Source organism: Aestuariivirga sp. (assembly GCF_965227715.1).
In the GTDB taxonomy this organism is placed as follows: Bacteria; Pseudomonadota; Alphaproteobacteria; order Rhizobiales; family Aestuariivirgaceae; genus Aestuariivirga.
In genome coordinates this window covers 1,575,856-1,589,464 of record NZ_OZ245771.1, presented here as the reverse complement: position 1 = coordinate 1,589,464, position 13,609 = coordinate 1,575,856, and the positions used below count along the sequence as shown (strand labels likewise).

General features: G+C 63.6%; 13 protein-coding genes. 10 read left to right on the top strand and 3 right to left on the bottom strand.

The genetic code is table 11. From position 1 onward, the window contains the following. Nucleotides 1-26: 26 nt before the first annotated feature. The 3 genes from ACO06F_RS07580 to ACO06F_RS07570 are packed head-to-tail and all read left to right on the top strand — an operon-like array spanning nucleotide 27 to nucleotide 2,887. Nucleotides 27-701: an HAD family hydrolase gene (locus ACO06F_RS07580; protein ID WP_421696080.1), complete on the top strand. Its 675-nt coding sequence runs from the start codon at nucleotides 27-29 to the stop codon at nucleotides 699-701. Nucleotides 702-725: 24 nt separating this feature from the next. Further along, nucleotides 726-1,682 carry a sugar-binding transcriptional regulator gene (locus ACO06F_RS07575; protein WP_421696079.1) on the top strand — a complete coding sequence of 319 codons (957 nt, stop codon included), beginning with the start codon at nucleotides 726-728 and terminating at the stop codon, nucleotides 1,680-1,682. A 41-nt stretch (nucleotides 1,683-1,723) separates the two neighbouring features. Further along, the gene (locus tag ACO06F_RS07570; protein WP_421696078.1) at nucleotides 1,724-2,887 is read left to right on the top strand and encodes a hypothetical protein; all 1,164 of its coding nucleotides are present in this window, start codon (nucleotides 1,724-1,726) and stop codon (nucleotides 2,885-2,887) included. Between the two features lie 26 nt (nucleotides 2,888-2,913). On the opposite strand, the gene dapF is transcribed toward ACO06F_RS07570, so the two are convergent. Continuing rightward, nucleotides 2,914-3,672 carry a diaminopimelate epimerase gene (gene dapF, locus ACO06F_RS07565; protein ID WP_421696644.1) on the bottom strand — a complete coding sequence of 253 codons (759 nt, stop codon included), beginning with the start codon at nucleotides 3,670-3,672 and terminating at the stop codon, nucleotides 2,914-2,916. A 266-nt stretch (nucleotides 3,673-3,938) separates the two neighbouring features. Between dapF and ACO06F_RS07560 the strand changes: the two genes are divergently transcribed. The 4 genes from ACO06F_RS07560 (at nucleotide 3,939) to ACO06F_RS07545 (ending at nucleotide 7,968) form a co-directional block, all read left to right on the top strand. Next, entirely contained in the window at nucleotides 3,939-4,820 is an 882-nt protein-coding gene (locus tag ACO06F_RS07560) for an ABC transporter permease (RefSeq protein ID WP_421696077.1), read from the top strand. After that, complete coding sequence (locus tag ACO06F_RS07555) at nucleotides 4,817-5,626, top strand: ABC transporter permease (RefSeq protein WP_421696076.1); 810 nt, start codon at nucleotides 4,817-4,819, stop codon at nucleotides 5,624-5,626. The genes ACO06F_RS07560 and ACO06F_RS07555 overlap by 4 nt, the downstream gene beginning before the upstream one ends. A 21-nt stretch (nucleotides 5,627-5,647) precedes the next feature. Then, on the top strand, nucleotides 5,648-6,793 hold the full coding sequence (locus ACO06F_RS07550) for an extracellular solute-binding protein (RefSeq protein ID WP_421696075.1): 1,146 nt from the start codon (nucleotides 5,648-5,650) through the stop codon (nucleotides 6,791-6,793). A gap of 89 nt (nucleotides 6,794-6,882) precedes the next feature. Next, entirely contained in the window at nucleotides 6,883-7,968 is a 1,086-nt protein-coding gene (locus ACO06F_RS07545; protein ID WP_421696074.1) for an ABC transporter ATP-binding protein, read from the top strand. 1 nt (nucleotide 7,969) lies between these two features. Here the strand turns inward: ACO06F_RS07545 and ACO06F_RS07540 are convergent, their stop codons facing one another. Both ACO06F_RS07540 and ACO06F_RS07535 read right to left on the bottom strand, forming a co-directional pair. Beyond that, the gene (locus ACO06F_RS07540) at nucleotides 7,970-8,704 is read right to left on the bottom strand and encodes an SDR family NAD(P)-dependent oxidoreductase (protein ID WP_421696073.1); all 735 of its coding nucleotides are present in this window, start codon (nucleotides 8,702-8,704) and stop codon (nucleotides 7,970-7,972) included. A 12-nt stretch (nucleotides 8,705-8,716) separates the two neighbouring features. Next, nucleotides 8,717-9,241 (bottom strand): 2,4'-dihydroxyacetophenone dioxygenase family protein, encoded by a 525-nt coding sequence (locus ACO06F_RS07535; protein ID WP_421696072.1) that lies wholly within the window; start codon nucleotides 9,239-9,241, stop codon nucleotides 8,717-8,719. A 163-nt stretch (nucleotides 9,242-9,404) separates the two neighbouring features. Between ACO06F_RS07535 and ACO06F_RS07530 the strand changes: the two genes are divergently transcribed. Genes ACO06F_RS07530 through ACO06F_RS07520 form a run of 3 tightly spaced genes read left to right on the top strand, consistent with a single transcriptional unit; the run spans nucleotide 9,405 to nucleotide 13,517 of the window. Continuing rightward, entirely contained in the window at nucleotides 9,405-10,061 is a 657-nt protein-coding gene (locus ACO06F_RS07530) for an ABC transporter ATP-binding protein (RefSeq protein ID WP_421696071.1), read from the top strand. Beyond that, a complete protein-coding gene (locus tag ACO06F_RS07525) occupies nucleotides 10,061-12,472 on the top strand; it encodes an FtsX-like permease family protein (protein WP_421696070.1) in 2,412 nt (803 codons plus the stop codon). The genes ACO06F_RS07530 and ACO06F_RS07525 overlap by 1 nt, the downstream gene beginning before the upstream one ends. Continuing rightward, entirely contained in the window at nucleotides 12,462-13,517 is a 1,056-nt protein-coding gene (locus tag ACO06F_RS07520; RefSeq protein ID WP_421696069.1) for a lipocalin-like domain-containing protein, read from the top strand. The genes ACO06F_RS07525 and ACO06F_RS07520 overlap by 11 nt, the downstream gene beginning before the upstream one ends. Nucleotides 13,518-13,609 lie beyond the last annotated feature (92 nt).

Below are 13,609 nucleotides of genomic sequence, written 5' to 3'. Positions count from 1 at the left end.
CTGCAGTTTGCCCTAACGCAAAGTTGATGACCGCACCCTTTGGCCTCGTCATTTTCGATTGTGATGGCGTGCTCGTCGACAGCGAGATGCTGAGTGCGGGCGTGCTGATGGCGATGATGCGCGAGGAGGGCTTTCCCATGTCGGAGGAAGACTTCCGAAGCGACTTCCTGGGCCGCAGCTTCGCCGCTGCGGCACTCCGCGCCAAGGAGCGGTTCGGCCAGCCGCTCGCCGATGATTTCGAGCAGCGCTACCGTGACCGGCTGTTTGCAAAGCTGGCGGCGGAGCTGACCCCCATGCCCGGCGTGCTGCGTATTCTGAAGGGCCTCTCTTTGCCATATTGCCTGGCCACCAGCTCGAGCCCCAGGCGGCTGGCACTCTCGCTCTCGACCACGGGTCTCGGACCCTTCTTCGAGGGGCGCTGTTTTACCGCGTCCGAAGTGAAGCACGGAAAGCCAGCGCCGGACCTGTTTCTCCACGCGGCGGAGCGGATGGGTGTTGCGCCCGCGGCCTGCCTGGTTCTTGAAGACAGCGAACTGGGCGTAAGGGCCGCGTTGGCGGCGGGCATGACAGCCTGGCATTTTGCCGGTGGCTGCCATGTGCACGCCGGTTATAGCCTTCCCGGCGGGCTGATCCCGCACCGGGTGATCGGCAGCATGGAGGCCTTTGGCGAGGCTTTGGAAAATTTCGGACTTTTCTCCTGAGCGTTCTCACCCTAGTGAAGGGCCATGACCCGGAAATCCGATGCGGACAGCGACAGGCTTGACGATGCAGCGCGCGCCGGCTGGCTTTACTACATTGCCGGCAACACCCAGGACGAGATTGCGCGGAAGCTGGGCGTCTCCCGCCAGACGGCACAGCGGCTGGTCTCACTCGCCGTCAGCGAAAAGCTGATCAAGGTCAGGCTCGACCACCCGATCGGCCGCTGCATCGAACTCTCGGGTCGTCTGCGCGAGGTCTATGGCCTCAACATGTGCGAGGTGGTGCCCGCAGATCCTGCCTCGACCTCGGACACGCTGGGCGTGGCCGAGGCAGCAGCCTCCGAGCTCGAGCGTTATCTCGTGTCTCAGCATCCGGTGATCTGCGCGATGGGAACGGGGCGCATGCTGCGCGCCATGGTGGAGCAGGTGAGCCCGATGGACTGCCCGCAGCACAAGATGGTCTCCCTCGTCGGCAATATCGCGCCCGATGGATCTGCCTCGCTGTTCGATGTGGTGAGCCGCATCGGAGACCGGGTGAAGGCGCCGCATTACCCCATGCCGCTGCCGGTGATTGCCCCCACGGTGCATGAGAAGACGCTGCTGCTGTCGCAAAAGACGCTGCGCAACGTGATCGAGCTTGCCAAGCAGGCGGATGTGACCTTCATCGGCATCGGCACGGTTGATGAAACGGCCGCGCTGCTGCGTGACGGTTTCGTGCGCCACGATGAAATCCGCGCCCTGATGCGTGCCGGTGCCGTGGGCGAGATCACCGGCTGGGCTTTCGACGCGCAAGGCTTGCTGATCGACGGCCTCACCAATGACCGCGTGCTGAGCGTGCCGCTGGAGCAGCCGGCGCAGAAGAAGGTGATCGGCGTTGCCATGGCGCAGCCGCGCCTCCGCGCCGTCAAGGGCGCGCTGCGCGGCAAGCTGATCAACGGCCTCATCACCAATGAGACCATGGCCGGGCTGCTGCTGGAGATTTAGGGTGCGTTGCCGGACTGCGCTCCCACTGCTTTGAGGATAATTTGATTCACGTCAGCGTCAATTTCGTGCCGCCGCCGGTCGAGGGTGCACCGTCTCCCGTTCAACGCCTGCGCAAGGTGACGTGGCTTCTGGAGAATGCCCGCCATCTGAAGAAGATCGGCAGTGCGGGGGGTGACCGCCTCCATGTCGTGTTCGTGGGCCATACGCAAGAGCTGCCGCGAGCCTTCGTCGAGGAGCTGGAGGACAGCTACACGGTCCATATGGAAACGCCGCGCTACGAGGCGCTTTGCACCCAGCATGCCAAGCTTGTGGCAAGAATGGGCGGCCCCTACATGCTCTTCGCCTTCGCCTTTCTGCGCTGGCTGCTGATCGGGCAGCTGTTCGGCCAGGCGCCGGTTCTCTGCTATGATGGCGACATTCTGCACAATGTACCGTTGGCCGCGCTGGCCGATGCCTTCCGGGGCAAAACGCGGACGGCGACCTCGACCGCCTTCGCCGCGATCTCGGATGCCAGCTGGTTCACTGGATGGGCCCGCAACCTGGCACTGCTGGACAATGATCCGCACGCGTTTCAGCAGCGCTTTGCCGGCAGCCTGCCGCATGGTGCCCATTCTTTCCAGGCGTCACCTGAAGAGTTCTTCGCCAAATGCCTGATCGAAGCCGGTGAAATTCCCCAGGATGAGGTAGGCCCCGATTTCCCCTTCTGGATCGTGCCGCAGCCCCATCTTCTGCCGCGCCTGTTCAACTTTGTCGAAACCCAGGTGATGTCCGTTCCAGTGCCCATGGATTATGCGCGGATTTGGGGGTCGGACACGCTCAACGGAAAGCCGTTGGCCTTCTGGCATATGCAGAAGCCCTTCATGTCACAATTGTCAGCTCTGGCCATTTTCCGGGAAAGCTGGCGGGCGCAAGACCCCGGCCGCATCTTCGCATTCAATCACTACGGCGTCCTGGCGGTGGAAGACCGGGTGCGCTTTGCTGATCCCTATCATGAGCGTGGTGGTTACGACACGGTGCCTCCACAGCTGAAGCCCCTTGCCGCCAAGCTGATCGCCGCGGAGCGCGCCAACACATTGAGCGGCGTTGCGCCGGAGCAGGATTTCTTCCACCCGGCGTTTCTGTATAACTATTATTTCGAGCGGTACGATTTTTCGCCGGTCTTCAACAACAGGCGCTGGCCGAAAACGGGATGCTGGCAGGGATAGGCGAGGGTGGAGGTAATGCCCTTAACTTACACATAACCTGTGCAGCAGAACGCCACGGCACCCGTCATCACAGCGCGGCCGTCATCCAGCAGTTTGATCCGGAGCGTGCCGCCGGGGAGGTGCACCGTGATGTCGCTGCCGGACAGCATGCCGCGCAGGCGGCCGGCATAGGCCGCAACACAGGCGCCGGTGCCGCAGGCTTCCGTGAGCATGCCGGGGCGTTCCCACACGGCGAGCTTCAGCGTGTGAGAGTCGATCACTTCGGCCACGCCCACATTGACGCTTTCGGGAAAGAGCGGATCCGCCGCGATCGCAGGGGCGGTGGCGGGAATATCCACCGCCGCATGCGAGGGCACGAAGAACACTGCATGCGGATTGCCGATGGAAAGTGCCACGCCATCTTTCAACGGGCCGCTTTCGAGGGCCAGATGATCATGATCAACCGTGATGGGGCCGAGCGTCACGCTGACTTGGGGCCCGCCTTCCTTGCGGCAGTGGAGGGGGCCGCCGAGGCTATCGATCAGGATCTCGTCCACGCCGGCTTCCTCGAAGAGGAGCCAGGCCAGGCAGCGTGTGGCATTGCCGCAAGCCTGTGCCTCTGTCCCATCCGTGTTGAAGATGCCCATGAAGGCATAGCCGCCATTGCGGGGCGGATCGATGGTGATGACCTGCTCGGCACCAACCCCTTCATGCACGTCGCAGATGCGGACTATTTCTGCTGGCGTCAATGGCGCGGCTCCGTGGCGGCGATCCACGAAAACGAAATGATTGCGCAAGCCCTGCATTTTGATGAAGGGGCGCCGGAAGGGCTGGCCCGGGGGCGCGGGCTGATTGAGGAAAGCGGTGAGAGCCATGCGCAAGAGGTGAGGGGGCGGCGGCCCGAATGTCAATATCGTTGCACGCGGCATGGCTGCCCGCAAACTGTGCACGGCCGGGGTTGACACCTCATGCCAAAGCGCGGACCATATTCCCGGAACAGGTGAAGAGCTGACGTGAAGAAACCCGGCCGCGGATGCAATTTGGACAAGGCCCTCCAGGGCGGAAAGAGGCCATGAGCGCATCCGCCTTGTCAGCCGCGGACCGCAGGCGCCCATGGCTGCTGCTGGCGCCCTCCCTGATCACCCTGTTCGTGCTGATGATCCTGCCGATCTGCATCATGACGATCTTCTCATTCTATGAGTTCGTTACGGCGGGGGTTGAAAAGGAAATCTATACAACCGAAAACTGGCATGAGTTCCTGACTGACAGTTTCTACCACATGTTCCTGTGGAAGACGGTGCGCGTGGCGGGCATCACTGCGATCCTCTGCGCGCTTCTGGGTTATCCACCGGCCTATTTCATCGCCATGTCCACTTTCAAGCACAAGTGGCTGCTCTTGCTGCTGCTGATCGTGCCGTTCTGGATCAGCTTCACCATCCGCACCTTTTCCTGGATCCACATTCTGGGCGAGCAGGGGGCGATCAACGTGATTCTGCTGAAGCTGGGCGTGATCCACGAGCCGCTGCGCATGCTCTATACCGAAGGCGCGGTGATCATGGGCATGATCCACTTCCTGCTGCCTTACATGATCCTCAACGTTTATGTGGCGATCGAGGGCATCGACCGGAACCTGATTTCCGCGGCGCGCACGTTGGGCTGCACCGCCATCCAGGCCTTCCGTGAGGTGGTGCTGCCGCTGTCGCTGCCGGGCCTGATGGCAGGGCTTCTCCTCTGCTTCGTGCTGGCGGCGGGCAGCTATGTGACGCCGCAAATCCTGGGCTCAACGCGGGACGCGCTGTTCGGCAACATCATCTTCGACACCATCATGGGCCAGCTCAACTGGCCGATGGGGGCCACACTCTCTCTCGTGCTGCTGATCATGCTGGGCGCGGTGGCGGCGGTCTACAGCCGCTACATGGGGCTTTCGCGGGTGTTCAAGGGGCTGGGCGGATGAATGCAGATGCCATGAACAAGGGTTTCGGCTGGCGGGCCATTCAGGCCTTCACCGTGCTGGTCTACATCTTCATGTTCGCGCCGATCATCGTCGTCGTCATTCTGTCCTTCAATGATTCGCAGTTCGGCGGCTTCCCGATGACGGGGTTTTCGCTGCGCTGGTATGCGAAGCTGATGGAAAATGAATCGGTGCTGCGGGCCTTCCGCACCTCGCTGTGGGTGGCGCTCGTCACCTCCGTGGTGTGTTCCGTTCTCGGCATTCTCAGCGCCGTGGCGCTGGTGCGCTATGAATTTCCTGGCAAGGAATGGGTGAACACGCTGCTGATCGCACCTGCCCTCGTGCCCGAAACCGTGCTGGGCGTGGGCCTTCTGCTGCTGATCCGCTGGGCCCACCAGCCGCGCACACTGGGGCTTTTGGTTTTGGGCCACATCATGCTGGCGCTGCCTTATGTCGTGCTCGTCGTTCAGGCGCGCCTCATCGGCGTCAAACGGGTTTACGAAGAAGCCGCGATGAGCCTTGGCGCCAACCGCCTGCAAACCTTCCGCGAAATCACACTGCCGCTGATCATGCCGGCAATCGTCGCGAGCCTGCTTCTGGTCTTCACCATTTCCTTCGACAATATCACGGCCTCCATGTTCTGGCGCCCATCGGGTGTCGAGACCATGCCGACCGAGATCCTGTCGATGCTGAAAATCTCCATCAGCCCGGAGATCAACGCCCTGGGCACCTTGATGATCGTCGTAACCGTGGGACTTCCACTGCTGGGCGGCGGGCTTGCCCGCTACCTCGCACGAAGCGCGCGTTGACCTGCAAAAGGGAGGACTACCATGAAGAAGATGTCAACGACCAACCGGCTGGAGCGCTTGACCGAGCGCTACATGAACGGCGGAATGGACCGCCGCACATTCTTAGGTCTCGCAGCGGCCGCGGCCGCAACGGCGGGCCTCAGCATGCGCTGGATGCCTGAGGTCTTTGCTGCCGTCAGCGAAGTGCGCTTCGACGGCTGGGGCGGCGTGGTGCAGGAGGCAATCGACAAATATGCCTTCCAACCCTATACGGCGAAGACCGGCATCAAGGTGACGCAAGGCACCTTCGGTGACGAAAGCGAAATCATCACCAAGGTGAAGACCGCAAGCCCCGGCGAATATCAGGTCATCCATTCCTCAGGCGTGGAATATTACAAGCGCTACGTGGATGGGGGCTTCAACAGCGAAATCAACGTAGCCAATATTCCGAACATCCAGTTCGTGATGCAGGCGATGATCGACCCGTTCCTGAAGATCACGCCGAAGCTTTCGGGCGTGCCCTATGATTACGGCACCACCGGCCTTGCCTACAACACCACGGTGATTTCCGAGGCCGAAGCCAAGGAAAAGGGCGCTGGCCTGCTGGTTGACCCCAAATATCAGGGCAAGATCGGCGGCTATGGCGATATGGTGACCCGCATGTGGTATGGCGCACTCGCCTCCGGCCAGGATCCGAACGACATCAAGGACGCCGATGCCGCCTGGGCCAAGGTGCGCGAGAACCGTGACCTGGTGAAGAAATACTGGTCATCGGGCGCTGAACTCATGGACCTTCTGGCCAAGGGCGAGATCGTGGTGACGGAAGCCTGGTCCGGCCGCGTGGCGGCGCTGCAGCAGCAGGGCCACCCCATCGGCTATCTCGACCCGCCGGGCTCTTACGCCTGGATGGAAGACATGCTGATCCTCAAGGGCTCCCCCATGACGGAGTGCGAAGAACTCGTGAACTTCATGCTCGACCCGGCAACGGCGATTGCGGTGGCCGAAGGCCAGAACTATCCGCCCTCGCTCGACCCGAACAAGGTGAAGCTGACCGAGAAGATCGCCAAGCTCCCGGCCTTCGATCCGACCGGCACCATGAAGACGCTGACCTTCGCCAACCCGACCTATTGGTCCTCCCACCTCGACGAGTGGACCAAGCAGTGGGACCGCATCTCGAAGGGCGGCTGAACGCTCGCCTGAGGGAATCACCCCCGATCCGGTTTCCCCTCCCCCCTTGTGGGGAGGGGAGCCTACCGAGAATTTCGAGAGAGACATGAATGACCGCTGCTTCCGCCGTTGACCTTCGCAATGTGACGCTGGCCTATGGGCCGTTCGTTGCGGTGAAGGACGTGAGCCTGTCGATTGCCCGGGGCGAATTCGTGACGCTGCTCGGACCCTCGGGCTGCGGCAAGACCACGATCCTCCGCTCGATTGCAGGTCTCGTGCAGCCGACGGGCGGCGAGATTTCGGTGGCCGGGCGGCGCATTGACAATATTCCCATCCACAAGCGCAACATCGGCCTCGTCTTCCAGAACTATGCGCTGTTTCCGCACAAGACGATTTTCGAGAACATCGCCTTCGGCCTCAAATACCGCAAGGTGGAGAAATCCCAGATCGCGCAAAAGGTAACGCGCGCCCTTGAAATGGTGCGTCTGCCTGGCGTCGAGAAGAAGCTTCCTTCCGAAATGTCGGGCGGTCAGCAGCAGCGCATTGCGCTGGCTCGCGCCATCGTGATCGAGCCCGACGTGCTGCTGCTCGATGAGCCACTGTCCGCGCTTGACGCAAATTTGCGTGAGGAGATGCGCACTGAATTGAAGATCATCCAGCGCGAGGTCGGCATCACCACGATCTTCGTGACCCATGACCAGGACGAGGCTTTGGCAATGTCCGACCGGATCGTGGTCATGAACAAGGGCCTGATCGAGCAGGTGGGAACGCCGGAAGAAGTCTACCGCCGCCCGGAATCGCGCTTCGTGGCGAGCTTCCTCGGACAGTCGAACATTCTTCCCGGCCGCATCGCCTCGATTGCCAATGCCATTGCCAGCGTGACGCTGGAGAATGGCGTGACGCTGCCCGTGGCGGCCCCTGCCGCGGCCAAGGAAGGGGCAGCCGTCACCGCCATCGTCAGGGCGCAGAAGCTGCAGCTGGGGCCGCCTGAGCGGGCAACGGGCCTCAAGGGCAAGGTGATCTCCACCTCCTATCTCGGCGGCTCCGCCGCCTATTTCGTGGATCTTGGCGGCATCAAGCTCCAGTCCATCGCCACCATCGATGACCGGGTGTGGCGCGAGGGCGAGGAGGTCTCGATTGCGATTGCGCCGGGCGAGGTGCTGCTCCTTGGCGAAAGCGGCCACCGCCTGCGCTGAGTCACATCGAGAGATAGCCGCCGTCAATCGCCAGCACCGTGCCGGTGACGAAGCCCGCAATCGGCGATGACAGGAACAGAACGCCTCCCGCGATGTCCTCGGGCTTCCCCCAGCGGGCGAGCGGCGTGCGCGAGAGGATCGCATCATTGCGTTCAGGATTGGCGCGCAGGGCTTGCGTGAGTGGCGTTTCGATCCAACCCGGCGCCACGGCATTGACCCTGATCCCGTCACCCGCATAGGCAATGGCCAGCGATTTGGTAAGCTGCGCCACGCCCCCCTTGGAGGCCGCGTAACCAGGCACCAGTCCACCGCCCAGATAGCTCAGCACCGAGGCCGTGTTGACGATGGTGCCGTGAGCCTCCTTCAACTTCGGCCGTGCCGCCGTGCAGATGCGCATGGTACCGGTAAGGTTGATGTCGATCACATCCGCGAACACATCCACCTCATGTTCCGCCCCGCGGCGGATGACGCCGGCGCAATTCACCACGTGATGAAGCGTGGCAAGAGACTCGACCAGCCGGTTGACGGCATTTCCGTCCCGCACATCCAGCACCTCCGCGCGAAGCCCGGGAAGGCGCAAGGCCGCATCATCAGCCTCTTGCTGTGTAACACCGGTGGCGGTGACCCGTGCGCCTTCGAGCAGGAAGGCCGCGGCTATGGCAGCCCCGATCCCCGATGTGCCGCCGGTGACCAGCACCGTCTTGTTCGCGAAGCAGCCCTCTGGCCAAAATCCCATGGTGGCGGCTCCTCAGCGGATGAAGCGGGTGACGTATTCCGCACCGAGCCCCACCTTCTCGAAATGGGTACGGCACATCTCGATCTTGGTGAAGACATCCTCGTAACCCAAATTCTTGCCCCAGGGATCGACGTAATACATAATGCCGTTGACCTGGAAGAAGGTAATCATCTCCTCCACATCGTCCGGCACCACCAGCGTGTGGGTCTCGCCCGGCGGCTCGAAGACGTAGGATCCCGCCACCGCTTCCCAGTCATGCTCCAGATATTTCCAGCGGCCCTTCAGCACGAAACCATGCACCGATTGCGGGTGGCGGTGGCGGGAGAGGACGCCAGCTTTCCGCACCTTGAGAAGGTTCATCCAATAACCCTGGCTGCGGTTGAGGCAGAGCGGCCTGAACCAGACATTCTCGGCCTGCGGAACCCACAGCCGCTCATCCTCCGGCACGGCATCGGGAATGACGATCTCGCTCAGCGCATCCCTTGGGAAGGGCAGCTGATAGGGCATGCGGGCATGATCGTCATGTGCGGCTGGCATCCGGCCTCTCCCAAAATGGATGTCGCGAGACTAGAGCGCCTGGCGTCCGGAGGGAACCACTTCTCGCAATGGCCGAATCTTGCGGGCTATGCTTGCGGCAAGGCACCACGGGGTCTGCGTGGTGGCGCCTTGCGTAATGAATGGGCACAAAACAGGAGACGCGATGCTTCTCGAACTGCGTGACGTGAGCAAGACCTATCCCACGGGCGAAGGACCCTTGCAGGTTCTGCGCGGCGTGAGCCTGGCACTTGCCGCGGGCGAGAGCATGGCGCTCACGGGCGAATCGGGCAGCGGCAAGAGCACGCTCCTCCATCTGGCAGGGGGCCTGGACCAGCCGGACAGCGGCGCGATCTTGTTCGAGGGACGTGACATTGCTGGGCTGGGCGATGCTGCGCTGGCGGAGTTTCGCCGTGCCTCGGTGGGCCTCGTCTTCCAGCAGTTCAACCTGATCCCCTCGCTTGACGTTGAGGCGAACCTGGCCTTTCAGGCGCGGCTCGCGGGGCGGCACGATGCGGCGTGGATGCGGCTGCTTGCGGAACGGCTGCGGCTCACAAGCCTGTTGGAGCGTTACCCCGAGCAACTCTCCGGCGGGCAGCAGCAGCGGGTAGCGATCGGCCGCGCGCTGGGGGTGAGGCCGCAGCTGATCCTGGCCGATGAGCCCACCGGCAACCTTGATGAGGCAACGGGGGACGCGGTGCTGGAACTGATGCTGGCGCTCCAGGCCGAGACCGGAGCAGCGCTTCTGATGGTGACGCATTCGAGCCGGCTTGCCGCGCGGCTGGGGCGGCGGCTGCATCTTGCCTCCGGGCGGCTTGGCTGATGCTGAGGCAGGGGTTTCTGGCACTCCTCTCGCACTGGCGGCGGCACCCGCTGCAGCTGGCCATGCTGCTGCTGGGCCTCGCCCTGGCGACGGGCCTGTGGTCCGCCGTGCAGGCCATCAATGGCGAGGCGCGGGCGAGCTATGCGCGGGCCGCCGCCGTTGCCGGGCAGGACCGGCTCTCATCACTTGCCCATGAAGACGGAACGCGGATCAGCCAGGAGCGCTACGTCGCGCTGCGCAAGGCGGGGTGGCTCGTCTCCCCCATTCTCGAAGGCGAGAAGCGCTTCGGAGGGGAGCGGCTGCGCATTCTGGGGATCGACCCGCTCACCTTGCCGCCGCAGGCCCAGCAGGTTGCCGTGACCAATGCGGATATCGGTCTTGCGGCCTTCATCACGCCCCCCGGCGTTCTCATCGTCTCGCGGGAAACGGCAGACCGCCTTTCGGGGATCGAGACGCCACCATTGCGCATCTCCGACGCGCTGCCCGCCGGAACGGCGCTCACGGACATCGGCATTGCTCAGCAGCTGCTCGAGTCCCCGGGAGAGCTCTCCCGCCTCTTGCTCTGGCCTGAGCAGCCCGAAAGCACGCGGCCGCTTGCAGAGGTGGCGCCAGATCTCCGGCTCCGCGCCCCTGCGGCCGAAAGCGATCTTTCGCGGCTGACGGACAGCTTTCACCTGAACCTCACGGCCTTCGGATTCTTGAGCTTCGCAGTGGGGCTGTTCATCGTCCATTCTGCAATCGGCCTCGCCTTCGAACAACGCCGCCCGGTGCTGCGCACGCTGCGCGCCGTGGGGATGCCGCTCAACACGCTGGTGGTCCTGCTGGTGGTGGAGCTTCTGGCCTTCTCCATCATTGCGGGGCTGATCGGCGTGGCGCTGGGATATGGCGTGGCCTGGCTGCTGCTGCCCGATGTGGCCGCAAGCCTGCGTGGCCTCTATGGCGCGGAGGTACCGGGCACCTTGTCAATCAGGCCGTCGGTCTGGCTGCTGGGCCTTGCGATTGCGGTGGCGGGAACACTCGCCTCAGCCTCGACCAGGCTGTGGCGCATTGCCCGCATGCCGCTTCTGGCACCCGCGCGGCCGCGCGCCTGGAGCCTTGCTTCGGAGCGTTCGCTGCGGCTGCAGGCAGCTGGGGGCGCAGCACTGCTGGGGGCGGCAGCACTCACCACCTTATATGGCTCCGGCCTCACCGCGGGGTTCACCGCATTGGGCGGGCTGCTGCTGGGTTCCGCCTTGCTGCTGCCGCTGCTTCTCTCCCTGCTGCTGACGCTGGGGCGCAGGCTGTCGAAGAACGTCATTCCACAATGGTTCTGGTCAGACACGCGCCAGCAATTGCCGGGCCTGTCCCTGGCGCTGATGGCGCTGTTGCTGGCGCTTGCCGCCAATGCGGGCGTAGGGACCATGGTTGAAAGCTTCAGGCTCACCTTCGTGGGCTGGCTGGACCAGCGCCTTGCCTCCGAACTCTATGTGACGGCGCGTTCGGATGAGGAGTCCGCCCGCATCCGCGTCTGGCTCGAACCTCGGAGTGACGCGGTGCTGCCGATCTGGAACACCGAGATCAGGCTCTTTGGCCAGCCGGTGCAGGTCTATGGCGTGGCGGATCACCCGACCTATCGCGACAACTGGCCCATGCTGGAGGCAGAGCCACGGGCCTGGGACCTGATTGCCAAGGGCGATGGGGCGCTGGCGAATGAGCAGCTGGCGCGCCGCAACAGGCTGGCGCTCGGCGATGTGGTAAGCCTCGAAGGCGGGCGGCGTTTGCCCATTGTTGGCATCTATTCGGACTATGGCAATCCGCGCGGGCAGATCCTCATCAATGACGCGCTGCTGGTGGCGCTCTACCCGGATGTGAGCCGGCTTCGCTATGGTGTGCGCGTGGTCCCCGCCAAGGCGCGCCAGCTGCGCGACGATCTGCGCCAGGCCTTCGCACTGCCTGAGGAGAATGTCATCGATCAGGCGAGCATCAAGGCCCTGTCGCTCCGCATCTTCGAGCGCACCTTCGCGGTGACGGCGGCCCTCAATGTGCTGACGCTGGGGGTGGCTGCACTGGCGATCTTCGCCAGCCTGTTGACACTCTCCGGCATGCGGCTCTCTCAGCTCGCACCGGCCTGGGCCATGGGGTTGACGCTCCGCCGTCTCGCACTTCTCGAAATTCTGCGCAGCGTGGCACTGGCCTTCTTCACCATGCTTGCTGCCATTCCCGTAGGGCTGGCGCTGGCTTGGCTGCTGTTGGCAGTGGTGAATGTGGAAGCCTTCGGCTGGCGGCTGCCGATGCATCTCTTCCCGCTCGACTGGCTGCGGCTGCTCATGCTGGCGCTTGCAAGTGCTGCCCTTGCCGCCCTCATTCCGGCGGTGCGGTTGAGCCGGCTGCAACCCGCCGCTTTGCTGAAGGTGTTCGCACATGAGCGTTAGGGTTCTGCTGATGTTGATCCTCATGGCCTCTCCCGTGCTGGCGCAAGGCTTCGCCGGGCTCGGCGGCGGTGCGCAGGGTTTCGCCGTTCCACAGCGGGGCGTGGCGCTGTCTTTCCCGCAGGACCATGCGGCACATCCCAGCTATCGAATCGAGTGGTGGTATCTGACCGCCAATCTGAAAGGCGCGGACGGGAAGGACTTTGGCGCGCAATGGACTCTCTTCCGCTCCGCTCTGGCGCCAGAGGAAAAGCCTGGCTGGCAGAGCCCGCAGCTGTGGATGGGCCATGCCGCGCTGACCACGGCGGAAAAGCACTATTCAGCTGAACGGCTGGCGCGCGGCGGCATTGGCCAGGCGGGCGTCATGCGTGAGCCCTTCCGCGCCGAAATCGATGACTGGCACATGGCGAGCCGTGCCGGTGCGGCGGCGGACCCCCTCTCTGCGCTCGCTGTGGCCGCGGGCGGGGACCACTTCTCCTACCGCCTGAAGCTTGAGGCCAAAGGCCCCCTCGTGCCGCAGGGAGAGGGCGGATACTCGGTCAAATCCGCGGCAGGGCAGGCGAGCTATTACTATTCGCAGCCCTTCTATCACGTGAGCGGCACGATTACTGTTGATGGCGCGGAGATCGCAGTCACGGGCCAGGCCTGGTTCGATCATGAATGGTCCTCCCAGCCGCTCAACCCCGATCAGACCGGCTGGGACTGGTTTTCACTCCACTTCGACACCGGCGAAAAGCTGATGGGTTTCCGGCTGAGGGACAAGGGCGCTGGCTTCACCTCCGCCACCTGGATCGCTGCTGACGGAACGCCCCAACCTCTTGCTCCCGGCGCGCTGCTGGTGACGCCGCTCGCATGGGAGGACGTGAAGGGCCACCGCGTGCCCGTCCAGTGGCGCGTTGAGCTTCCTGCGAAACGCCTCGATATCCGCACCCGCGCCCTCAATGATGCGGCGTGGATGGAGACGCAGGTGTCCTACTGGGAAGGGCCGGTGACGTTCGAAGGAACGCACCCCGGGCGCGGCTATGTGGAGATGACGGGGTATGAGTGATGGCGGTACGATCGTTTTTTCCTCCCCCTTGTGGGGAGGGCCGGGTTGGGGGCCCCCAGGCACCGCTTTTGATAGTTCAACTCAGGGCGCCC